This is a genomic window from Rhodanobacter sp. UC4443_H10 (assembly GCF_052978325.1).
In genome coordinates this window covers 2,492,864-2,513,244 of record NZ_CM129668.1, presented here as the reverse complement: position 1 = coordinate 2,513,244, position 20,381 = coordinate 2,492,864, and the positions used below count along the sequence as shown (strand labels likewise).

Genomic DNA, 20,381 nt, shown 5'->3' with positions numbered 1-20,381 from the left:
GCGAGCTGCGGCTATACTAACGCGCTTTAACCCAGGTCACGGAAAGCCATGTCCGCGCGCACCTTCCAGGATGTGATCCAGACCCTCAACCGCTACTGGGCGGCGCAGGGTTGCGTACTGCTGCAGCCGCTGGACACCGAAGTGGGCGCCGGTACGTTCCATCCGGCCACCTTCCTGCGTGCGCTCGGCCCGGAGCCCTGGTCGGCCGCTTATGTGCAGCCGTCGCGTCGCCCCACCGACGGCCGCTACGGCGAAAACCCGAACCGCCTGCAGCACTACTACCAGTACCAGGTAGTGATGAAACCGAACCCGGAGAACATCCTGGAGTTGTACATCGGCTCGCTGAAGGAGCTCGGCCTCGACCCGCTGGTGCACGATCTGCGCTTCGTCGAGGACAACTGGGAATCACCCACGCTGGGTGCCTGGGGACTGGGTTGGGAGGTGTGGTTGAACGGCATGGAGGTCACCCAGTTCACCTACTTCCAGCAGGCCGGCGGCATCGAGTGCCGGCCGGTCACCGGCGAGATCACGTATGGCCTGGAGCGCCTGGCCATGTACCTGCAAAACGTGGATAGCGTTTTTGACCTGGTCTGGACTGACGGCCCGCGCGGCACCGTCACCTACGGCGATGTGTTCCACCAGAACGAAGTCGAGCAGAGCACCTACAACTTCGAGCACGCCAACGTGGCCGAGCTGCTGCGCTGGTTCGACGTCTGCGAGGGCGAGGCGAACAAGCTGGTGGCGGCCAACCTGCCGCTGCCCGCCTACGAGCAGGTGATGAAGGCCAGCCACACCTTCAACCTGCTCGATGCGCGCCGCGCGATCAGCGTCACCGAGCGCCAGCGCTACATCCTGCGCGTGCGCGCGTTGTCGCGCGCCGTCGCCGAGGCCTACGTGGCGCAACGCGAGAAGCTGGGCTTTCCCGGCCTCAAGCACGCTGGTGCCCACCAGGAGCAGGCCGCATGAACGCCGGCAAGTCGCTGTTGATCGAACTGGGCACCGAGGAACTGCCGCCGCGCGCACTGGACGAGCTGTCCGCCGCATTCCTGCGCGGCATCGTGGGCGGGCTGGCCGCGCGCGGCGTCAGCGCCGGGCTGGACCAGGCGGTGGCCTACGCCTCGCCGCGCCGGCTGGCGGCCTTCATCCCTGCGGTGGCGGCGGCGCAGCCGGCGCAATCCATCGAACGCCGCGGCCCCGCGGTGGCCGCCGCGCTCGACGCCGAAGGGCGGCCGTCGAAGGCCCTGCTTGGTTTCGCGCACTCATGCGGCGTCGACGTCGGCCAGCTGGAGAAGCTCGAAACCGACAAGGGCGCGTGGTTCGTCTGGCGTGCGGTCAGGCCGGGCCAGTCGCTGGCGGCCCTGCTGCCGGGGATCATCGACGAGGCGCTCAAGGCGCTGCCGATCCCGCGCCCGATGCGCTGGGCCGACCACGACTACAGTTTCGTGCGCCCGGTGCACTGGCTGGTGATCCTGCACGGCGCCGACATCGTCGACGGCCAAGTGCTGGGCCTGGCCAGCGGGCGCAAGTCGCGCGGCCACCGTTTCATGCATCCGCAACCGGTGCACGTGGCCGACGCCGACGGCTGGCTCGACGCGATGCGCGCCGCAAAGGTGCTGGCCGATCCGCGCGAGCGGCGTCAGCGCATCCACCAGCAGATCGAGCTCGCCGCGCAAGGCACCGGCGGCACGCCGCAACTGGATGACGCGCTGCTGGACGAGCTGGCCAACCTCACCGAATGGCCGGTGGCGATCGCCTGCACCTTCGAGCGCCGCTTCCTGGAAGTGCCTGCCGAGGCACTGGTCACCACCATGGTGGCGAACCAGAAATTCGTGCCGGTGTTCGACGCCGAGGGCAAGCTGACCGAACACTTCATCGGCATCGCCAACATCGAGAGCAAGGACCCGGTCGAGATCCGCCGTGGCTACGAACGGGTGATCCGGCCGCGTTTCGCCGACGCCAAGTTCTTCTGGGACGAGGACCTCAAGACGCCGCTGGCCAGCTACCAGGAGCAGCTGAAAAACGTCACCTACCAGCAGGCGCTGGGCAGCCAGTGGGACAAGAGCGTGCGCGTGGCCGAACTGGCGCGGGTGGTGGCCAACCGGGTCGGCGTCGATGCGGCGCTGGCGACGCGCGCCGCCAGCCTGGCCAAGTGCGACCTGCTGACCCGCATGGTCGGCGAGTTTCCCGAGCTGCAGGGCGTGATGGGGCGCTATTACGCCGTCCATGACGGCGAACCGCCGGCGGTGGCCGAGGCGCTGGACAGCCACTACCAACCGCGCTTCGGTGGCGACCGCATCGCCGCGGACCCCCTGGGTCAGGTGCTGGCGGTGGCCGAGCGGCTCGATACCCTGGCCGGCATCTTCGCCATCGGCATGAAACCCGGTGGCAACAAGGACCCGTTCGCGTTGCGCCGCGCGGCGCTGGGCCTGGCGCGTACCCTGATCGAGGGCGGCCTGGAACTGGACCTGCGCGCGAGTTTCATCGAGGCGCTGGAGCAGTTGCCCGATGCCGCGCTGGCGGCCGGCCTCAAGCCCGGCAAGGACGGCAAGCCGCCGGCGCTGCAGGCGGGCGCGCGGCGCGCGATCCTGCTGGAGGAGCTGCTCGACTTCGTGCATGAGCGCCTGCGCGGCTACTACGCCGAACAGGGCTTCGAACACGGGGCCTTCGAAGCCGTGCTGGCGGTGCAGCCGGCCAGCCTGGCCGACTTCGACCGGCGCCTGCGTGCGGTGGTCGAGTTCGGCCGCCGGCCCGAGGCGGTGAGCCTGGCGGCAGCCAACAAGCGCGTCGCCAACATCCTGCGCAAGCAGGCCGAGGAGGCCGGTGCGCCGCCGATCGGGCGGACGGTCGACCCGGCCTGTTTCGAGGCGGAGGCGGAGCGCGACCTGGCCGATGCGCTGGCCGCCGCGCGGCAGGACAGCGCCGCGGCTGAGGCCGCCGGCGATTACGCTGCCGTGCTGGCCCGCCTGGCACAACTGCAGGTGCCGGTGGATGCGTTCTTCGACAACGTGCTGGTGAACGCCGAAGACCCCGCCGTGCGGGCCAACCGCCTGGCGCTGCTCAATCAGTTGAAGAGCCAGTTCAGCACCGTGGCTGACATCGCCCTGCTCTGACGCCGAACCGCGGAACGGGCGAACGCCCACCCCGCGGGAGTGCGCCCGGATCTCAGGCCGTGGTGGAGGCCAGGCGATCCTTGCGCAGGCGCTGGGCGAGGTGGCGGTTGAACGCCATCATCGCGCCGGCGTCCACGTTGACGCCGCCCGGGCCGAGGATCTCGTACAGCTCGGTGAGCAGGTCGGTGTTCTCGGCCAGGCCCAGCGGGCTGCCGGCCAGTTCCAGTTCCGATTGCAGCATCTGCATCGCCGTGTTCAGGCGCTGCGGGTCCAACCCCTGCATCTGCGCGGACAACGGCAGACGGGTGACCGTACCGGATTTGGCGTGGACGCGTTGGGTGCGCACGACCTGGCTGCTGTGCTGGTCGTCCTGCATGGTCGGGGTCGGGTCGATCTGGATGCCGCCCTCGCCGGCCACCAGCCATACCAGCGAGATGCCCAGCGTGCGCGCCAGGGTGACGCAGCGTGCGCGCGAGGGGTCGGTATTGCCGTCGCGCCAGCTGCGCACCACGCCTTCGGAGAAGCCGCACATGCGGGCGATCTCGGTGGCGCTGCCGACGCGCTGGATCAGCAGCCGGATGCGGTCGGCGAAGGTGCCGCCGGAAACCTGGGGAGAGGACTTGCTCATGGGAGTGGCCGTGTCGGTAGGGTAGGAGACTGCACCGGGGCGCAAGATTTCGGGGACGATCGCCGCGGCGGGAAAACCGGGTCGTCCACGCAGCATTTTGCGCCCGCCGCCGGTGCCGTGCCAAGCCGTCGATCCCGAACCCGCGCCGGCAACCAGGTTGCGACCGCGCGAATGGCGGGGAGTTTCATGCCATGCCGATCTTTCGTCCGGTGCGCCGCAGCTGCTACCGTCGCCCGGTCGCCGCCGGCCGTGGTGGCGCCGGGGACCCATCACAGGACAAGGCATGAGCCAATTCGGATTGCTCGGCAAGCGGCGTTTCGCGCCGTTCTTCTGGACCCAGGCGCTGGGCGCCTTCAACGACAATGCGTTCCGCAATGCGCTGGTGATGCTGGTGGCGTTCCAGATGGGGCTGGACGACCGCACCGTCGGGATCTACACCAACCTGGCGCCGGCACTGTTCATCATCCCGTTCTTCCTGTTTTCCGCCACCGCCGGCCAGCTGGCGGAGAAGTACGAGAAGAGCCGCATCATCCGCTACGTGAAGCTGTTCGAGATCGCGGCGATGACGCTGGCCGCGTACGGCTTCTACACCCACCACACCTCGCTGCTGCTGGTGGTGCTGTTCATGATGGGCATGCACTCGACCATGTTCGGGCCGATCAAGTACGCGATCCTGCCGCAGGCACTGAAGAACGAGGAACTGGTCGGCGGCAACGGCCTGGTCGAGATGGGCACGCAGATGGCGATGCTGGTGGGCATGATCGCAGGCAACTCGCTGATGCTGGTGGCCGGCGTGGGGCCCATGCTGGCCTCCGGCGCGACCATCGCGGTGGCGGTGGCCGGCTATCTGGCCAGCCGGCGCATTCCGGCCGCGCCGGCGACCGCGCCCGACCTGAAGTTCAACTGGAACCCGTTCAGCGAGACCGCCGGCGTGCTGGGCATCACCCGCGCCGATCGCGCGGTGTTCAACGCGGTGCTGGGCATCTCGTGGTTCTGGTTCTTCGGCACCGTGCTGATCGCGCAGTTGCCGATCTACACGCGCGAGACGCTGGGCGGCGACGGCTCGGTCAACACGCTGGTGCTGACCCTGTTCTCGATCGGCACCGGCGTCGGCGCGCTGCTGTGCGAGAAGCTGTCCGGCAAGCGGGTGGAGATCGGCCTGGTGCCGCTGGGCGCGTTCGGCCTCACCGTGTTCGGCATCGACCTGTACCTGGCCCGGCACGGGCTTGCGGCCACGCGCGGGCTGGACTGGCTGGCGTTCCTGCACGGCGCCGGCAGCTGGCGCATCGTGCTCGACCTCACCGCCATCGGCGTGTTCGCCGGCTTTTACGTGGTGCCGCTGTTTGCCTTCGTGCAGTCGCGCACGCCGCGCGAGCGGCTGTCGCGAGTAATCGCCGGCAACAACATCATCAATGCCTTGCTGATCGTGCTGGCCGCGGTGTTCGGGCTGGTGCTGGGCCGGCTGGGCATGGACGCGGCCACCATCTTCCTGCTGGCCGCCCTGCTCAACGTGCTGGTGGCGGTGTACATCTTCACCCTGGTGCCCGAGTTCCTGATGCGCTTCATCACCTGGGTGCTGGTGAACACGCTGTACCGGGTGCGCGTCGACGGCATGCAGCATCTGCCCGAGGAAGGTCCGGCGCTGCTGGTGTGCAACCACGTCAGCTTCATGGACCCGCTGCTGCTGATGGCCAACCTGCGGCGGCCGGCGCGCTTCGTGATGTATTACCGGATCTTCCACACCCCGCTGCTGCGTTTCGTGTTCCGCACGGCCAAGGCGATTCCGATTGCCGGGCAAAAGGAAGATCCGGTCGTGCTGCAGCAGGCGTACGACGCGATCGACGCGGCGCTGGCCGACGGCGAGCTGGTATGCATCTTCCCCGAGGGCGGCCTGACCGGCGATGGCGAGATCGCGCCATTCCGGCCAGGGCTGGAGAAGATCCTGGCCCGGCGCCCGGTGCCGGTAGTGCCGCTGGCGCTGCGGGGGTTGTGGGGCAGCGTGTGGAGCCGGCGCGACACCCGGCTCGGCCGCCTGCGCCTGCCGCGGCGCTTCCGGGCGCGGGTGGAACTGGTCGTGGATGCGCCGGTGCCGCCGCAGGCGGCCAGCGCCGCATCGCTGGAAGCCAGGGTTCGCGAATTGCGCGGGGAGCTTGCCTGAGCGCGGCGGGGCAAGCGGCGGGCAGTGCCCGCCCTGCCTTGGCGTAGCTGGTCCAAGCCGGCCCCGCCCGCCGGCTTCAGCTCACCCAGCTGCCGATCACCAGCAAGGCGATCACGCTGAGCCAGGCCAGCAAGGCGCGCAGCAAGGCGCCGCGCAGGCGTCGCAGCTCGTCCAGCGGATCGCTGTGCTCCTCGGCATAGCCGTCGCCGGCCTCGATGTCGATGCGCACGTCGGCTTGCGCCGCGGCGCCGAGAAAGCCGGGGCCGCGCTGATACCAGCTGGTCGGCGTGGCCTGGATGTGCCAGCGCCGCCACGCCTCGATCACCGCATCCCAGTGGCCGACCACGGCCAGGGTGAAGGTCAGCACTTGGGCCGGCAACCAGTCCAGCGCGTTGGCGAGGTAGCGGGCGGCATGCTGGCTGTCGCCGTCGAGCGCCAGCGAGTCGTCGCGCCCCAGCGTCTGCGCCAGCCGGTACAGCAGCGCGCCGACCGGGCCGAGCAGGAAAAACCACAGCAGCACCGCGAAGCGTCGGCGCAACGCTGCATAGACGATCGCCTCGCCCAGCGCCGGGGCGTGCCAGCGCACCGGGCGCCCGTCGTCGGACAGCCGTTGCGCCGCCGCCTCGCGGCTGACGTCGTCGGGCGCGGCGAGGATCGCCTCCAGGTCACGCTCGAACTCGCGTGGACCGAAGCAGTAGATCAGCACCACCACGGAGAACAGCAGCGGCAGCAACTCGCCCAGTACGGTGTGCCCGAACAGCCACACCAGCAGTGCGCACAGCAGCAGCGGCGGGGCCAGCGCCAGCACCACGCGGCCGGCGCCACTGGTGTCGGACAACTGCGCCACCCAGCGCCGGAACAGGCCGTCGCGGCGCCAGCTGGCCAGTTGCGGCGAGACATGCAGCAGGCCAAGGGCGATCAGGGCAACGAGCAGACGGATGGCCATGGTGACGCACTCCCGGACAATGGCCGCATTGTAACGAGCGCGTGTGCAGCCCGCTGGCGCTCGCCGCTCAGCCGGGCCCGCAGTGGTAGCGCTCGGCGGTGCGTTCGACGTCGGTGGAGCTGATGTGCCGGGCCAACTGCTCGGCCGGCGTCATGCCGCGCCAGACCTCCACGTCCATGCAGTGCGGGTCGACCACGCCGAACAGCGCCTGCACCATGCGCACGGCGCCGCCGACGCCCTGCATGCGCGGGTCGACCATGCGGAAACCCTCCACGATCGGCGTCGAGGAGCCGGGCAGGCGGACCGGGCGCGGCATGGACATCCCGCCGCGCAGAAGATTGCCGCCGGCGACGTAACCGGGTACGTCGGCTTTGGTGGTGATCGCGCTGCGCTCGCGCGCCGGTGACGTCGCCGGCAGCGGTGTGGGCGTCGGTGACGTGACGATGCCTCGGGGCGGCGGAGGGCGCCGTACCGAAGGACGCCGCGATGGCCGCCTGGGCGGTGCGGCCGTGGCCACCACCGTCAGCAACCGGAGGGTGAGCGGCGTCGATGGCGGATGGCGCCAGAGTGCGGCGGGCCGCCAGACGCGCGGGCTGGCATGGAAACAGACCAGCCATGCCGCCAGATGCACGCCGATCACCGCCACGTGGATGGCGACGCGCCCGCTCGATGCGCGCATCGCTGCCGGAAAGCGGTGAGTCGGGTGCATGGGAGAGGTCCATCCGTGGCCGGGTACCCGGACAACGACCCGCGCGCCGCGATGGAGTTCCGCCGGAAGGGATCAGGCGACGGGCGCGACGGCGGTCAACGCGTCCAGGTCCAGTCCGGCGCGCCCGTGCAGCCAGTGCGCCAGCAGCCGGTAGGACACCGACAAGCGTGTGGACGGCAGGAAGCTGCCGTCGGCGATGCCGTCGACGATCTGCTGCGGGGTGAACCAGCGCGCATCCTCCAGTTCGAGGTCGCGCATGCGGATCTCGCGCGATACCGCGGTGGCGATGAAGCCGACCATCAGTGACGCCGGCATCGGCCACGGCTGCGAGGAGTGGTAGCGCACCTCGTCCACGATCACGCCCGATTCCTCGGCCACCTCGCGGCGCACGGCATCTTCCAGCGCCTCGCCCGGCTCGACGAAGCCGGCCAAGGTGGAATAGCGGTGCGGCGGCCAGCCGGGCTGGCGGCCCAGCAGGCAGGCGCCGTCGTGCTCCACCAGCATGATTACCGCCGCATCGGTGCGCGGGAAATGCAGTCGCGCGCAATCGGGGTTGCGGCATTGCGCCCGATGCCCGGCGGCCACCAGCTGCAACGGCCCGCCGCAGTACGCGCAGAACTGCGTCTCACGTTGCCAGTGCGACAGCCCCTTGGCATAGGCGAACAGGCCGGCCTCGTCCGCAGGCAGCAACAGGCCGGCGCTGCGCAGGCTCATGCGGCGTGCGTCCAGCGCGGTTTCCAGCGCGTCGCCCTGCTCGCGATCGCTCACTACCAGCAGGAAGTGCGGCCGCCCGTGCGCGATGCCGAGCAAGCTGGCACGCGTGTCGGCCAGCCATTGCGTACGTTCGGCGGCGGTGAGCCAGCGCAGCGCGTCGTCGTCGCGGCGGAGATAGGCCTCGCCGGTGGCATCCAGCAGCAGGTAGCGAGCCGTGTCGGCGCGTGCCTGCGCGGCCACCCACGTCGCCTCGTCGCGATGCTCGGCCATGCGGTCGAGCACCAGGCTCAGGCCGGCGAAGGTGTTGGGGCGCGGCAGCCTGGCCTGGTCCATGGCGAGGAGGTCAGGCGGTGAAGGAGGAGCCGCAGCCGCAGGTGGTCTTCGCGTTCGGATTGCTGATCACGAACTGCGCGCCGCTGAGGTTCTCGGCGTAGTCGATCTGCGCGCCGGTGAGGTACTGCAGCGACAGCGGATCGCACAGCAGCGTGACGCCCTCGCGCTCGACCGCCAGATCGTCCTCGGCCTGTGCCTCGTCGAAGGTGAAGCCGTACTGGAACCCCGAGCAGCCGCCACCGGAGATATACACGCGCAGCTTCAGCTGCGGATTGCCTTCCTCGGCAATCAGCTCATGCACCTTGTGCGCGGCGGCCGCGGTGAACTCCAGCGGAGCGCCGCCGCTGCGGTAATCGGGGATTGCGACGATGGTTTCCATGGCGATCTGAATGGGGATGAAGGCGGACAGATGCAAGCATAGCGCGTCAGGCCGGCAAGGCTTCCTCGTCGCTGCCGGTGGCGTCGGTCGCCGGCGCCGCCAGCGCGCGCTGCGCCGGCTCGGCCTGGCGCGCCATGTGCCCGTTGACCTGGGCGCCGGCAGCCATTTCCAGCGTGTGGTAGCGCAGGTCGCCGTCGATGCGCGCCAGCGGCGCCAGCTCCAGCCGCACGCTGATGTACACGTCGCCGGTGATGTGCCCGTTGATCACCGCCTGCGGCACGCGCACCTCGCCCTCCACCTCGCCATGCTCGCTCAGAGTGAACATGGCATCGTCGCCCTCGGCCAGCACGGTGCCTTCGATGCGTCCGTCCAGGTGCAAGGCGCCGCTGAAGCGCAAGTCGCCGCGGATCACCGTGCCGCGGGCGATCAGGCTGGTTTCGGAACTGCCGCGGTTGCGGTCGCTGCGTCTACGGTTGAGCATCTCGGTCTCCCTCGGCGGTGGTGATGTTGCCGGACAAGGCGGCGCTCCACGCCACGGTGCGGCTGAAGGTCTCGCCGCTGGCCGGATCGACGCGGATGCGCAGCCGTGTCGGCCGGAAATCCGCGGGCAGCACGATCGTGCCCTGCAACTGCTGGAAATAGGTGAAGCGGAACGGCAGGCCGTCCTTCTGCGCGCCGTCGCCCAGCGCCGGCCAGTCCAGCGTCACGACCTTGTCCTTGCGCATGCCCTCCACGCTGACCGTGGCATGGCCGTTGACCTCGGCGCCGCGCTTGGCGTTCTGGGTCAGGCTGAGGATCAGCGTCCAGCCGCGCGAACCGGCGATCGGCTGCAGCTTCACCTCCTGCAGCTTGAGGCCCTGGCGCTGATCGTTGCCGGCGACCAGGCGCGAATAGAACCCGAGGTCCGAACGCAGCGCACTCAACTCCTTCTCGCGCTGCGCGAGAGTGCCGCGCAAGGCGCTGGTGGCCACCTCGTTGACCTGGCCGGCGCGCTGCAGGTTCGCCACCTGCTGCTTGAGATCGTCGACCTCGGCCAGCAGCGCACGCTGCTGCTTGTGGTCGACTACTGCCGGCGTGCCGCGCACGCCCAGCACATGCACCGCCGCGCCCACCGCCAGCAGGCTGGCCAACCACGCCAAACCCCACCCCAGGCGGCGCCAGCGATGGCCGACGTCGTCGTGCCTGCGCACCACGAGACGCGGAGGTGGTCGTGAACCCATGGGAGGACGTTCCCGGAAAACCCGAGGTATAGCCCGGGCGTGACGAAAGCGTCAAGGAACGGGCGCACGCCCGCGCGGATGCGCCGTGGCGGCGTGCGCGCTGCGCGACCGGCGTCAGCTCTGCATCTTGCTCTGCAGATAGCGTTCCGCGCCGATGTCCTTGATCAGGTTGAACTGGGTTTCCAGCCAGTCGATGTGTTCTTCCTCGTCATGCAGGATGTGCTTGAACAGATCGCGGCTGATGTAGTCGGCGATGCCTTCGCTGTAGGCGATTGCTTCGCGCAGGTCGACGGTGGCGGCCAGCTCCAGGTCCAGGTCGCCCTGCAGAGCTTCCACCGGATGCTCGCCGATGCGCAGCTTGCCCAGCCGCTGCAGGTTGGGCAGCCCGTCGAGGAACAGGATGCGCTCGATCAGCCGATCGGCGTGTTTCATCTCGTCGATCGACTCCTTGTATTCGTGCTCGGCCAGCTCGGTGTAGCCCCAGTTCTTGTACATCCGGGCATGCAGAAAATACTGGTTGATCGCGGTCAGCTCGTTGTAGAGCACCTTGTTGAGAAACTCGATGACCTTGGCATCACCCTTCATGGCCTTTCCTCCATCGCGACGGACCCACGGACTATACAAACTCCGCGACGGTCAGGACGGAAATGAGAATGCCAATGGTTTGCCGCCGGGCGCGAAGCCCGAGGTCGGCTCAGGCGGCGACGAGCGGAAGCTGGCAGAGCACCTGCCGGCGAGCCTGCTCGAAGGTGGCGCGGGCTTCGTCGCCGCAGCAGCCGCAACAGTCCGAACAGCCGGTGCGCGCCTGCAATTCGGCAAAAGTCTGCACGCCATCGGCCGCTTCGCGGCGGATGTCGTGGTCGGTGACGGCATTGCACATGCAGACGTACATGACGCATATGAGAACGCGAATGCGAACGATTGTCAACAATCGACTGGGCGGGGCGGTCGTCCGTTCAGCGCGTCGGTCTTGCCCGCCGCGTGGGCCCTCCGCTCACGGCTTGATCGCGGTCACCACGCCGCCGATGGAATACACGCGGACCCCGGCCGTGGGGAATACGTACAGCCGCAACGCCACGCCGTCGGCCTGACTCACCACGATCTGGTCCACCTCGCCAAAGCGGGCCAGCATGGTGCACTGGCGGAAGGCCTCATCGCTCATGCCCACCGTGGGCAGCTTCGCCAGTTCGCCGCCGCAGTCCTGCTCCTGTTGTTCGATCGCCTGGCCAAGCTTTGCGGCCGATACCGCATTGCCGTGCTCGGCCTGTGCCTGCATGCGCGCGGTGATCGCCCGGTCGCGCAACTCGCGCGCCATGCGGGACAGGCGCGGTTCCGGCTTGAACAAGCCGTGCATCTTCGACACCGGCGCCACCCGCGGCGGCTGCGTCTCGGGCAGGGTTCGCTGGATCATGCCCACGCCCAGCGCCTGCAACCGGTCGAGTTCGCGCTCCAGTGCCCGCTCGTCGTAAGCAGGCGGGGGCGGCACGGTCGATGATGCAGGCGCAGCCGGGACCGCGCCGTCGCAGGGATGGTCCTGGAACACGTCGCCCCGGCACTTGTAGACCGCGTCGTCCGCGCGGGCGGAAAACACGCCTGTCGCCGCCAGCAGCAGCGTGATCGTCCATCGAACCGTGGGCGTCATCCGATCACTCCCGTGCCTGGCTTGCGGGTTTGTCGCACTGCGTCGATGGCTTCGCCTGGATGCGCTCGAAACGGGTCGGTGCGCCATCGGTTTCGATCACCTGGAAGCGGCCGTCGCTTGCCTCCAGCATTGCGTTGACGTCGATCACGCCACTCCCGTCGGGCTGCCACACGATCTTGTCAGCCTGCACTTTCCAGCGGCCGGTAAAGCCGGCGGTCGAGCGCCGGTCGAACGCGCTGGGGGTCATCACGTAGCGACCGTCGTCGCGCAATTCGATGCGCCGCATGATGCCTTTGTGCGTGGACGACCACAGGCCGATGAGCCCGCATGGCCGTTGGCTCGGCGTCATCGCCACCTTGGCGGTCTCGCGTGCGGCCGCGCCCATGCGATCCCAGTCGGCCTTGGGCACGCGGTGCACGCAGGTCGACAGCGACAGCACCCACGGCATCAGCACGATGGCCAGCCCGCCATACACCAGCAACCGGGCGGCCAGCGAATAGCCGCCGCGCAAGCGCGGCCAGGCGACGCGGCGCAACAGTCGATAGGCCAGCCACGAACCCAGACAGGCGAGGATGACCCACTTGACGTTGCCGATGCCGTCCCAGCTGAAGTGCTGCTGTCCACGTGGCGCCGCCGCCTTCGCCACGGGCGCAGCAGCCGCGGGTGGCGGCGCGATCGGCTTGATCGCGACGGTGGGCGAGATGTAGCGATCGCCCGGCGGTGGCGGGGCAAAGCCGCGGCAGCTTGCCTGGCGATGGAAAAAGCCGGCGCCCGCTGCCAGCGTGTCGCGGCCCGGCCCCGCCACCACCACGGTGCCGTCATCGAGGACCGCCATAACGTGGCTGGTGCTGCCGAAGCCAGGGTCGGACAGCGCGAACACCCGCGCATCCGCCGGCCGATACAGCGCCACCGGATACGTCGAGATGGCGCAGCCATCAGGCAGGCGCTGCGCGTCGGCGCCCATCTGGCGCCCCATCAACACGTAATCCCACCAGCCGGTGCCGGCGTTCCACAGCATCGCGGTGGCCCGCCAACCATCGGCGTGCACGAAGCGGGCGCCAGCGTCGTTGATCTCGAAGCTTTCGCGTCCTGTCGGGTCGGTGATGGTGGCTAGCGGCTGCTGGCCGTGCACCGGCGCGCCGTAGGTGATCCCCTTGTCGTGCCAGTCGACGCGCCAGATCGTCCAGCGCGCCGTGTGCTCGTTCAGCACCGCGGCCTCGTGCATGTTGACCAGGGCAAACGCGCGCCCGTCCGGCAACAGGCCCAGTTGCGGCCGTGAATCGGCCAGGTATTGCAAGGTCGCGCCGCCGCAGCCGGACCAGCGGTTGATGGGAGCCGACCAGCGGTGACACTGCAACTCGTGCCGCGATTTCATCGTTACATACAGGACATCCCCCGACCGCAGCGCCAAGGCCGCGGGGTGTCCCGCCGAGTCCGCCTCCAGCGGGCCGGTGCTGCTCCAGCGATCGGTGCGCGCGTTCCAGATGCGCGCCACCGGCAGCCCGCGAAAATCGTCGGCGAGGTAGCCCACCATAATCACGCGATGCCCGGGCAGCGCGGCGATCGCGGGCGTCGATCGCCAAGCGGGCACGTCCGCAGCCGGTGTCTCGGGTGACCAGCGCAACACCCCGTTGGCGGTGAAGATCAACGCACTGCCATCGGATCGCGCCACCATGCCGAGCGGCTGCGGCGCGTCGTTGCCCACGCTGGGAGAAGTGGTTCCGGCAAGTTGCCAACCTTGCGAATGCGGATCCCACAACCACGCCCACGGCGAGGATTGTCCCTGGACCGGCTGCAGCCAGGTGCCGCCGGCGACCAGTACGGCACCGGAGGCCAGCCGCACCGCAGCGTGGCCGTACAGCCCCACCGGGAGCTCCGCGCCCTCGATCCATGCGCCGCTGCGCGGGTCCCATAGCTCCACCGAACGCAGCGGCCGGCCATCCTCGCCCATGCCGCCGGCCACCAGTACGCGGCCATCGGCGAGCAGGGTGGCGGTGTGCGCGTAGCGTGCCACGTGCATCGGTGGCAGCGTTCGCCAGGCCTGTCCGCGGGCGTCGAGCAGTTCGGCCGAAGCCAGCGGATGATTGGTGTCATCAAGGCCACCGAGCACCAGCACGCTGCCGTCGGACAGCGCCGTCGCGCTGTGCTTGGCCCGCGCGGTGGCCATCCTCGGTGCGGCAACCAGCTTGCCGCCTGCATAGCGCACCACGCTGGCAAGCACGCCGCTGCCATCGTGCGGCAACTGCGGATCGCTTTCGCCGCCGATCAGCAGCACGCTGCCATCGGGCATCCCCGTGGCGGTATGGAAGATGCGCGTCTGCGCCAACGCGGGCGCCGATTGCCACTGTCGTTTGAGCGGATCCCAGATCGACATGCCTGCATACGGCGGATACGGCGCCGAATCGTTCAAGGCCTGCGCCACGTCGCACAGGCCGCCGGCGATCAGCAGCCGGCCGTCGGCCAGCACGGTGCTGGTGTGCAGGTAGACATGGCCGTCCGGACACTGCGGCGCGCGCGGTACGCGCACCCAGCCCCCGGCGGCGGGATCGTAGAGCTTGGGCGAAGGGTCCGGCCCGCTTTCCATGCCGTGACGCAGGCGCAAGGCGTCGTTCTGGTCCTGTTCGGCGCGCCACTCGTTGGCGGACATGCCGTAGCCGTAGGCAAGGACGCTGCCGTCGGACAGCACGTCCACCGTGCCTCCGCGCAGCGGTGTCAGGTAACCGCCAAACGGTTGCAGGTGGCCCGCCGTGGGATGCCATTGCGCGGACACTGGGCCTGCGCTGAGCACGCCGGCGAGGAGCAGCATCAGAAAGGCGAACCGGCCCATCACGGAGGGCAGCCCTGCAGGCGGGCGCGATCGCCGTACCAGCGCAGATCCGAGAGAGACTTGCGGCGCCGCGCTTCGATGGCGCGCCAGCCGTCGCCGGCGTCATCCGCGCTTGCCACCAGCGCGGCGGCGGCCGCGTCGTAGGCGCGCTTGCTGTCCGCCAGATGTTCGCGCAAACCGTGGCAGGTTTCCGCGAGCGCGGCGTGCGGGGTCGACCCATGGGACGCACAGGGTTGATCGCTGAAGAGCGGATGGTCAGGCGTGCCGCAGCGATGGATCGCCTTGGGCGAGTCGCCCGTGGGGGCCATGGCGGCGCGGGTCGTCTCCAACGACAGGTAGCGCTGGTAATCGGCATACTGCAGGAGGTATTCGTGGCGATAGGGCTGTGGCGACATCTCCTCGATGCCGGCGCGATCGGTTGCCAGTTGTTCGATCGTGGCCGCCGTGAGCGCGTGGCCCGTGCGCAAGGTGTCGATCGCCAACGACAATCGCTGCAGCGCGGCTGCGATCTGCTCGCCCTGCAGGCTATCCTCGAACCCTTTGCAATCGAGCAACATGGGGCCGCGGCCTTCGTCTTCGGTCACCGCGATGCCCCTGTAGTTTCCGTACGCCAGCATCTCCGCCTCGACCGCGTCGAAGTGAGCGTTGACCTGGGCGCGGCACTCCTCGCCGTTGCGCGCGTCGCGCGGGCCGATGGCGCGGGCGACGCCGACACTGGCGATCAGCAGTACGCCCGCCGCCATCCACCGATGGGCGACGCGAAGCCTGGCTTGGGTACCCATCCCCTGTTTCCTTCCCCTGGAATCGCCGCACTATACGACAGCGCGTGCGGCGGCGAACGCGGGATGGGCGTTGCGCAGCGCGACGGGAAGGAGGCCGGGATCAGGCCGCCGCGCGTCCGGTGCGCGGGCCCCCGACGGGTGTGTCGGCGTCTTCGCGTGGCGGCGTGGTGCCGATCTCCATGCCGAACAAATCCTCCACCAGCGGCGCGAAGTGGCGCAGTGCCCGCGCGTACACGTCGCGCTTGAAATTCACCACGTGCGCGGCCGGGTACCAGAAGTCGACCCAGCGCCAGATGTCGAACTCCGGCTTCTCGTTGGCATCGAGCTTCAGCGCCTCCTCGCCGCCGACCAGCTTCAGCAGGAACCACACCTGCTTCTGGCCGATGCAGGTCGGGCGCTGGTGCCGGCGCACGTAGCGCTCGGGCAGGCGATAACGCAGCCAGCCGTGGGTGGCGCTGATCACTTCCACGTGGTGTGCCGCCAGGCCGGTTTCCTCCTCCAGCTCGCGGTACATCGCCTCCAGCGGGGTTTCGTCGGTGCGCATGCCGCCCTGCGGGAACTGCCAGCCGTCACGATTGACCCGGCGCGCCCAGAACAGCTGGCCGTCTGCATTGAGCAGCACGATCCCCACGTTCGGACGGTAGCCATCTACATCAATCATGCGTCGCCTCCCGGGGCTTGGCCCCGCGAACCGGCGGCAAAAGGGCCGCGCGATCCTGCCCCGATTCAACCACAGCCCGCAAAGCAGCGGCAAGCTCGCCGACTTGAACGAACGCGCCACGCCCACTACACTTCCGCGCCCCGCCGGCGATCGCCCCGCGGCGGCTTCCCAATGGCTATGTAGCTCAGCTGGTTAGAGCACAGCACTCATAATGCTGGGGTCGGTGGTTCGAGTCCACCCATAGCCACCAAACGTGTCGCGCGTGTCTGTCCCGCCGACGTGTCCATCCGCGCGGACGTCGCCATGCACATCTTCAAGGTGTTTCAGCTCGAAGCAGCCCACCGCCTGCCGCACGTGCCGGAAGGCCACAAATGCGCGCGGCTGCACGGGCATTCGTTCCGCGTCGAGATTCATGTTTCCGGCGAGCCGGACCCGCGGCTCGGCTGGGTGATGGACTTTGCCGAGCTGAAGACGACCTTCCAGCCGCTGTATGACCAGCTCGACCACCACTATCTCAACGACATCGAGGGGCTGGAGAACCCGACCAGCGAGATGCTGGCGCGCTGGATCTGGCAGCGGCTGGAGCCGCGGCTGGCGGGGCTGGACAAGGTGGTGGTGCACGAGACCTGCACCTCGGGGGCCAGCTGCAGCCGGGCCGATTTCTGACGCGTTGCGTTATGCGGGTGATTTCCGCAAGTTGGCGTACAGGATGAACATTTGCCGACTGGTCTGGCGATTCCGGGAAATTCATGTTGCATTGCAACAGAAGTCTTGCTAGAGTGGCTGCCACTACCCCACCTCCACCCGAGGAACAAGCCATGACCCAGCAATTCAACAACCAGCTTTTTGCGTTCACCAAGCAGTTCACCGACAGCGCGTTCAAGGCGCATTCGCTGGCCCTGAAGGGGCTGGAGAAGGTTGCCGAGCTGCAGCTCAAGGCGCTCGAGGAGCAGACCAAGGTCTCCGCCGAGTTCGTCACCGACGTGATGGAAACCCGCGACGTCGACGGCCTGCGCGGCCTGTGGGAGAAGGGCAGCAGCCTGAGCCGCGAGAATGCCGAGCGCGCCGTGGCGGTGTCGCAGGAAGTGCTGTCGATCACCCAGAAGACCGCCGAGTCGCTGACCGCGCTGGTGCAGGAGCAGCGCCAGGCGGCCAATGACGCCGTGACCGCGCCGGTCGCCGGCAAGAAGGCCGCCGCCAAGTAATTCGCGGCTGCCGTGCAGCGGTACAAAGCTTCGAGAAGGCCGGACAGGGATGTCCGGCCTTCTTTTGTGCGCAAGATCGTGCGATCGCGGCAGATCGTCGCAGGCCTCGCGCCAAGCTGTGCGCTGGCGGGCGCGGCGGCGATTGGCAGGCTTCGCGGCTTGTCCGGGCAATCGGCGCACTGATATACTTTTACGGATTCGGATCGTGGCGGGTGACTGGATCGCGTCGCCTGACAAGGGCGCGCGCGGAGACGTCACTTGCTCAACAACCTGGCCTCGGGTCGGCGCCTCGCCTTGCGCATCGCATCGCTGCAGTTCGCGGTGGCTTTGCTGGCGGGACTCGCCTTCCTTGCGCTGGGGCGTCGTGAAGCGGTGTCGGCCGCGGCAGGCGCGGTGGTGGTGGCGCTGGGTACCGCGGTGATGTCGGCGCGGATGTTCAGCGGCATCGGCGGCGCGGGCCTGGCGCTGGGTCGGCTGCTGGCGGGCATGCTCCTGAAATGGATCGTGATCGTCGGAGGGCTGGTCGTGATCCTGTTCCAATTCAAGTTGCCGCCACTGGCCGCCATCACGGGGTTGGTGGCTGCCTACGCGGTCTATCTGCTGGCGTTCAGATTCAAGGGTTGAAGCATGGCGAGCGAGTCGGGCGGGCTTACCGAATACATCCAGCACCACCTGCAGCATCTTGTTCCGCACGCGAGCAAGGAAGGCTTCTGGGCAGTGCACCTCGACTCGGTCAGCGTGTCGCTGGCGCTCGGCGTGCTGTTCTGCCTGTGGTTCTGGCTGAAGGCACGCAAGGCGACGGCCGGCGTACCTTCCAAGGGTCAGGCCTTTGTCGAGATCATCCTCGAGTTCGTCGATGGCCAGGTCAAGGACGTGTTCCACGGCGACCGCCGCGTGCTGGGTCCGCTGGCGCTGACCGTGTTCGTCTGGGTGTTCCTGATGAACGCCATGGATCTGCTGCCGGTCGACCTGTTGCCGTGGATCACCGAGAAGTTCGGCGTCGGCCACTTCCGCGCCGTGCCCACCGCCGACATCAACATGACCTTCGCGATGTCGCTGACGGTGTTCGTGCTGATCATCTTCTACAGCTTCAAGGCCAAGGGTGCCGGCGGCTACATGCGCGAGCTGTTCACCGCGCCGTTCGGCTCGAGCCCGTTCCTGTGGCTGCCCAACTTCCTGCTCAACGTGGTCGAGCTGCTGTCCAAACCGGTGAGCCTGGCGATGCGACTGTTCGGCAACATGTACGCCGGCGAGCTGGTGTTCATGCTGATCGCCGGCCTGTTCAGTGCCGGCGCGGGCCTGGCCGGCTGGGCCCTGTACGGCGCGGGCATCATCGGCTACACGGTGTGGGGCATCTTCCACATCCTGATCATCTCGATCCAGGCCTTCATCTTCATGGTGCTGACGATCGTGTACATCTCGATGGCGCACGATCACCACTGATTGGCTGTTGTCGAATCCTTCGTTTCATCCGTTTTTGCCATTCCCAGTTTGCTTTTCTCAGGAGACCGTCGTGGAACTCATCACTCAAATTGCTCAAGTGCAGTCCTTCACCGCCATCGCGCTGGGCCTGATCATCGGCCTCGGTGCGCTCGGTGCCTGTATCGGTATCGGCGTCATGGGCTCGAAGTTCCTCGAAGCGGCTGCACGCCAGCCGGAACTGGTGCCGCTGCTGCAGGGCCGCATGTTCCTGCTCGCCGGCCTGATCGACGCGGCGTTCCTGATCGGCGTGGCGCTGGCGATGTATTTCGCCGTGGCCAACCCGCTGCTGTCCAAGCTTGCCGGTGCCTGAGTCACGTGGCGGCGCACAGCGCCGCCGTTTCGACCCGGGCGTCCTGACGCCCGGGTTCGGTTCAACCCGTATTTGCAGGTAACGCAGCGATGGATTTCAACGCGACCTTGATTGGCGAAATGATTTCGTTCGCCATCCTGATCTGGTTCTGTGTGCACTTCATCTGGCCGTATCTCAACAAGGCCATCGAAGAGCGCCAGCTCAAGATCGCCGAAGGCCTGAATGCGGCCGAGCGCGCGCATGCCGACTTGAAGGCTGCCGACTCCAAGGTGCAGGCCGAGATCAAGCAGGCCCGCCTGCAAGCCTCGGAGATCATCGACAAGGCCCAGCAGCAGGCCAACCAGATCATCGAAAAGGCCCGTGGCGAGGCCGTCAGCGAAATCAATCGCCTGAAGGCTTCGGCGCAGGACGACATCGCCTCGATGGCCCAGCGCGCGCGCGACGAGCTGCGCGAGCAGGTCGGTGCGCTGGCCGTGGCCGGCGCCAGCAGGATCGTGCAGCGCGAGGTCGATGCGTCGACGCACAAGGCCTTGCTCGACCAGCTCGCGGCCGAGATCTGATCGATGGCCCAGGCAATCACCCTCGCCCGTCCCTACGCCCGCGCCGCGTTCGAAGTGGCGCATGCCGCCGGCACGCTGGACGCGTGGTCGCAGGCGCTGGCGTTCGCCGCCGCGGTCGCGGCCGATCCGCGCGTGGCCGGTCTCGGCAACGATCCGCGGGTGGTGCCCGCGCAGCTCGTCGCGCTGCATCTGCCGGCCGGCATCGCCGCCGATGCGCCATTCGGCCAGTTCCTCGCCGAAATGGCCGAGCAGCGACGCCTTGCGTTGCTGCCGGAGGTGGCCGAGTTGTACGAGACGTTCAAGCGCGAATCCGAGTCGCAGCTGCTGGTCAAGGTGACCAGCGCGATGGCGCTGGACGCAGCGCAGACCGAGCAGCTCAAGGCTTCGCTGAAGCGCCGTTTCAAGCGCGAGATCGAACTGGATACCCAGGTCGATGCCTCGCTGCTGGCCGGTGCGGTGATCGACACCGGCAGCGAAGTGATCGACGGCTCCGCCCGCGGCAGGCTGGCCAAGCTGGCTGGCGCATTGAGCCAGTAGTTTCACGCGAAGCCAGCTTCGCGAAAGGCAATACCGGCTGTTCGGGCCGGACAGTTTGGTTTCACGCGAAGTCCATTTTCGCGACGAGCAAAACCCGACCCTCCATGGTCGGACAGATTGGTTTCACGCGAGATCCATCTCGCGAAGAGCAAGGCCGGCCATCCGGGCCGGACTGTTC

At 68.3% G+C, this 20,381-nt stretch carries 24 protein-coding genes and 1 tRNA gene; 12 read left to right on the top strand and 13 right to left on the bottom strand.

Annotated features, from left to right (window positions below; all coding sequences use genetic code 11):
• Positions 1-48 precede the first annotated feature (48 nt).
• Together glyQ and glyS are read left to right on the top strand one after the other, a co-directional pair.
• Positions 49-966 carry a glycine--tRNA ligase subunit alpha gene (gene glyQ, locus ACVCMB_RS11545; RefSeq protein ID WP_447097776.1) on the top strand — a complete coding sequence of 306 codons (918 nt, stop codon included), beginning with the start codon at positions 49-51 and terminating at the stop codon, positions 964-966.
• A complete protein-coding gene (gene glyS, locus ACVCMB_RS11540; protein WP_447106987.1) occupies positions 963-3,110 on the top strand; it encodes a glycine--tRNA ligase subunit beta in 2,148 nt (715 codons plus the stop codon). The genes glyQ and glyS overlap by 4 nt, the downstream gene beginning before the upstream one ends.
• 52 nt (positions 3,111-3,162) lie before the next feature.
• Here the strand turns inward: glyS and ACVCMB_RS11535 are convergent, their stop codons facing one another.
• Complete coding sequence (locus ACVCMB_RS11535) at positions 3,163-3,738, bottom strand: helix-turn-helix domain-containing protein (protein WP_395120642.1); 576 nt, start codon at positions 3,736-3,738, stop codon at positions 3,163-3,165.
• Positions 3,739-4,021: 283 nt separating this feature from the next.
• On the opposite strand from ACVCMB_RS11535, the gene ACVCMB_RS11530 reads away from it, so the two are divergent.
• Positions 4,022-5,896 carry an MFS transporter gene (locus tag ACVCMB_RS11530; protein WP_447106986.1) on the top strand — a complete coding sequence of 625 codons (1,875 nt, stop codon included), beginning with the start codon at positions 4,022-4,024 and terminating at the stop codon, positions 5,894-5,896.
• A 76-nt stretch (positions 5,897-5,972) separates the two neighbouring features.
• On the opposite strand, the gene ACVCMB_RS11525 is transcribed toward ACVCMB_RS11530, so the two are convergent.
• Together ACVCMB_RS11525 and ACVCMB_RS11520 are read right to left on the bottom strand one after the other, a co-directional pair.
• Complete coding sequence (locus ACVCMB_RS11525; RefSeq protein ID WP_447106985.1) at positions 5,973-6,842, bottom strand: beta-lactamase induction protein; 870 nt, start codon at positions 6,840-6,842, stop codon at positions 5,973-5,975.
• A gap of 67 nt (positions 6,843-6,909) precedes the next feature.
• The gene (locus ACVCMB_RS11520) at positions 6,910-7,158 is read right to left on the bottom strand and encodes a hypothetical protein (protein ID WP_447106984.1); all 249 of its coding nucleotides are present in this window, start codon (positions 7,156-7,158) and stop codon (positions 6,910-6,912) included.
• Positions 7,159-7,219: 61 nt separating this feature from the next.
• Here ACVCMB_RS11520 and ACVCMB_RS11515 point away from each other — a divergent pair, with 61 nt between their 5' ends.
• Positions 7,220-7,540, top strand: a complete 321-nt coding sequence (locus ACVCMB_RS11515) for a hypothetical protein (protein ID WP_447106983.1) — start codon at positions 7,220-7,222, stop codon at positions 7,538-7,540.
• 83 nt (positions 7,541-7,623) lie between these two features.
• On the opposite strand, the gene nudC is transcribed toward ACVCMB_RS11515, so the two are convergent.
• The 10 genes from nudC to ACVCMB_RS11465 form a co-directional block, all read right to left on the bottom strand.
• Positions 7,624-8,598, bottom strand: coding sequence for an NAD(+) diphosphatase (gene nudC / locus ACVCMB_RS11510; protein WP_395120638.1), 975 nt, complete (start codon positions 8,596-8,598; stop codon positions 7,624-7,626).
• Positions 8,599-8,608: 10 nt separating this feature from the next.
• Positions 8,609-8,977, bottom strand: a complete 369-nt coding sequence (gene erpA / locus ACVCMB_RS11505; RefSeq protein ID WP_395120637.1) for an iron-sulfur cluster insertion protein ErpA — start codon at positions 8,975-8,977, stop codon at positions 8,609-8,611.
• 46 nt (positions 8,978-9,023) lie between these two features.
• On the bottom strand, positions 9,024-9,458 hold the full coding sequence (locus ACVCMB_RS11500; RefSeq protein ID WP_395120636.1) for a bactofilin family protein: 435 nt from the start codon (positions 9,456-9,458) through the stop codon (positions 9,024-9,026).
• Positions 9,445-10,197 carry a DUF6776 family protein gene (locus tag ACVCMB_RS11495; protein WP_395120635.1) on the bottom strand — a complete coding sequence of 251 codons (753 nt, stop codon included), beginning with the start codon at positions 10,195-10,197 and terminating at the stop codon, positions 9,445-9,447. Before ACVCMB_RS11495 ends, ACVCMB_RS11500 begins: the two co-directional genes overlap by 14 nt.
• A 114-nt stretch (positions 10,198-10,311) precedes the next feature.
• Positions 10,312-10,782: a bacterioferritin gene (bfr, locus tag ACVCMB_RS11490; protein ID WP_395120634.1), complete on the bottom strand. Its 471-nt coding sequence runs from the start codon at positions 10,780-10,782 to the stop codon at positions 10,312-10,314.
• 109 nt (positions 10,783-10,891) lie between these two features.
• On the bottom strand, positions 10,892-11,077 hold the full coding sequence (locus tag ACVCMB_RS11485) for a (2Fe-2S)-binding protein (RefSeq protein ID WP_395120633.1): 186 nt from the start codon (positions 11,075-11,077) through the stop codon (positions 10,892-10,894).
• 114 nt (positions 11,078-11,191) lie between these two features.
• The gene (locus tag ACVCMB_RS11480; protein ID WP_447106982.1) at positions 11,192-11,839 is read right to left on the bottom strand and encodes a hypothetical protein; all 648 of its coding nucleotides are present in this window, start codon (positions 11,837-11,839) and stop codon (positions 11,192-11,194) included.
• Positions 11,840-11,843: 4 nt separating this feature from the next.
• Positions 11,844-14,645: a kelch repeat-containing protein gene (locus tag ACVCMB_RS11475; protein ID WP_447106981.1), complete on the bottom strand. Its 2,802-nt coding sequence runs from the start codon at positions 14,643-14,645 to the stop codon at positions 11,844-11,846.
• A gap of 20 nt (positions 14,646-14,665) precedes the next feature.
• Positions 14,666-15,448, bottom strand: a complete 783-nt coding sequence (locus tag ACVCMB_RS11470) for a hypothetical protein (RefSeq protein WP_395120630.1) — start codon at positions 15,446-15,448, stop codon at positions 14,666-14,668.
• A gap of 100 nt (positions 15,449-15,548) precedes the next feature.
• Positions 15,549-16,109 (bottom strand): RNA pyrophosphohydrolase, encoded by a 561-nt coding sequence (locus ACVCMB_RS11465; RefSeq protein WP_395120629.1) that lies wholly within the window; start codon positions 16,107-16,109, stop codon positions 15,549-15,551.
• Between the two features lie 173 nt (positions 16,110-16,282).
• Between ACVCMB_RS11465 and ACVCMB_RS11460 the strand changes: the two genes are divergently transcribed.
• The 8 genes from ACVCMB_RS11460 (at position 16,283) to ACVCMB_RS11425 (ending at position 20,203) form a co-directional block, all read left to right on the top strand.
• Positions 16,283-16,359, top strand: a tRNA-Met gene (locus ACVCMB_RS11460).
• Positions 16,360-16,412: 53 nt separating this feature from the next.
• A complete protein-coding gene (gene queD, locus ACVCMB_RS11455) occupies positions 16,413-16,775 on the top strand; it encodes a 6-carboxytetrahydropterin synthase QueD (protein WP_395120628.1) in 363 nt (120 codons plus the stop codon).
• Positions 16,776-16,927: 152 nt separating this feature from the next.
• Positions 16,928-17,314 (top strand): phasin family protein, encoded by a 387-nt coding sequence (locus tag ACVCMB_RS11450; protein ID WP_324895272.1) that lies wholly within the window; start codon positions 16,928-16,930, stop codon positions 17,312-17,314.
• 258 nt (positions 17,315-17,572) lie between these two features.
• Positions 17,573-17,938, top strand: a complete 366-nt coding sequence (locus tag ACVCMB_RS11445; RefSeq protein ID WP_395120627.1) for a hypothetical protein — start codon at positions 17,573-17,575, stop codon at positions 17,936-17,938.
• Positions 17,939-17,941: 3 nt separating this feature from the next.
• Positions 17,942-18,757, top strand: a complete 816-nt coding sequence (gene atpB, locus ACVCMB_RS11440; protein WP_447106980.1) for a F0F1 ATP synthase subunit A — start codon at positions 17,942-17,944, stop codon at positions 18,755-18,757.
• Between the two features lie 70 nt (positions 18,758-18,827).
• Complete coding sequence (gene atpE / locus ACVCMB_RS11435; RefSeq protein ID WP_136257245.1) at positions 18,828-19,106, top strand: F0F1 ATP synthase subunit C; 279 nt, start codon at positions 18,828-18,830, stop codon at positions 19,104-19,106.
• An 89-nt stretch (positions 19,107-19,195) separates the two neighbouring features.
• Complete coding sequence (locus ACVCMB_RS11430; protein ID WP_395120625.1) at positions 19,196-19,666, top strand: F0F1 ATP synthase subunit B; 471 nt, start codon at positions 19,196-19,198, stop codon at positions 19,664-19,666.
• 3 nt (positions 19,667-19,669) lie between these two features.
• On the top strand, positions 19,670-20,203 hold the full coding sequence (locus ACVCMB_RS11425; RefSeq protein WP_395120624.1) for a F0F1 ATP synthase subunit delta: 534 nt from the start codon (positions 19,670-19,672) through the stop codon (positions 20,201-20,203).
• Positions 20,204-20,381: the final 178 nt, after the last annotated feature.

Excerpts from the sequence above, each read along its gene's own strand:
- ACVCMB_RS11480 (WP_447106982.1), bottom strand. The coding sequence starts at position 11,839 with ATGACGCCCACGGTTCGATGGACGATCACGCTGCTGCTGGCGGCGACA.
- ACVCMB_RS11520 (WP_447106984.1), bottom strand. The coding sequence starts at position 7,158 with ATGCCGCGCCCGGTCCGCCTGCCCGGCTCCTCGACGCCGATCGTGGAG.
- ACVCMB_RS11465 (WP_395120629.1), bottom strand. The coding sequence starts at position 16,109 with ATGATTGATGTAGATGGCTACCGTCCGAACGTGGGGATCGTGCTGCTC.
- nudC (WP_395120638.1), bottom strand. The coding sequence starts at position 8,598 with ATGGACCAGGCCAGGCTGCCGCGCCCCAACACCTTCGCCGGCCTGAGC.
- glyQ (WP_447097776.1), top strand. The coding sequence starts at position 49 with ATGTCCGCGCGCACCTTCCAGGATGTGATCCAGACCCTCAACCGCTAC.
- ACVCMB_RS11475 (WP_447106981.1), bottom strand. The coding sequence starts at position 14,645 with ATGCTGCTCCTCGCCGGCGTGCTCAGCGCAGGCCCAGTGTCCGCGCAA.
- ACVCMB_RS11485 (WP_395120633.1), bottom strand. The coding sequence starts at position 11,077 with ATGTGCAATGCCGTCACCGACCACGACATCCGCCGCGAAGCGGCCGAT.
- atpB (WP_447106980.1), top strand. The coding sequence starts at position 17,942 with ATGGCGAGCGAGTCGGGCGGGCTTACCGAATACATCCAGCACCACCTG.
- queD (WP_395120628.1), top strand. The coding sequence starts at position 16,413 with ATGCACATCTTCAAGGTGTTTCAGCTCGAAGCAGCCCACCGCCTGCCG.
- ACVCMB_RS11500 (WP_395120636.1), bottom strand. The coding sequence starts at position 9,458 with ATGCTCAACCGTAGACGCAGCGACCGCAACCGCGGCAGTTCCGAAACC.
- ACVCMB_RS11450 (WP_324895272.1), top strand. The coding sequence starts at position 16,928 with ATGACCCAGCAATTCAACAACCAGCTTTTTGCGTTCACCAAGCAGTTC.
- ACVCMB_RS11495 (WP_395120635.1), bottom strand. The coding sequence starts at position 10,197 with ATGGGTTCACGACCACCTCCGCGTCTCGTGGTGCGCAGGCACGACGAC.
- ACVCMB_RS11525 (WP_447106985.1), bottom strand. The coding sequence starts at position 6,842 with ATGGCCATCCGTCTGCTCGTTGCCCTGATCGCCCTTGGCCTGCTGCAT.
- ACVCMB_RS11530 (WP_447106986.1), top strand. The coding sequence starts at position 4,022 with ATGAGCCAATTCGGATTGCTCGGCAAGCGGCGTTTCGCGCCGTTCTTC.
- glyS (WP_447106987.1), top strand. The coding sequence starts at position 963 with ATGAACGCCGGCAAGTCGCTGTTGATCGAACTGGGCACCGAGGAACTG.
- erpA (WP_395120637.1), bottom strand. The coding sequence starts at position 8,977 with ATGGAAACCATCGTCGCAATCCCCGATTACCGCAGCGGCGGCGCTCCG.
- ACVCMB_RS11470 (WP_395120630.1), bottom strand. The coding sequence starts at position 15,448 with ATGGGTACCCAAGCCAGGCTTCGCGTCGCCCATCGGTGGATGGCGGCG.
- ACVCMB_RS11535 (WP_395120642.1), bottom strand. The coding sequence starts at position 3,738 with ATGAGCAAGTCCTCTCCCCAGGTTTCCGGCGGCACCTTCGCCGACCGC.
- bfr (WP_395120634.1), bottom strand. The coding sequence starts at position 10,782 with ATGAAGGGTGATGCCAAGGTCATCGAGTTTCTCAACAAGGTGCTCTAC.
- ACVCMB_RS11425 (WP_395120624.1), top strand. The coding sequence starts at position 19,670 with ATGGCCCAGGCAATCACCCTCGCCCGTCCCTACGCCCGCGCCGCGTTC.
- ACVCMB_RS11430 (WP_395120625.1), top strand. The coding sequence starts at position 19,196 with ATGGATTTCAACGCGACCTTGATTGGCGAAATGATTTCGTTCGCCATC.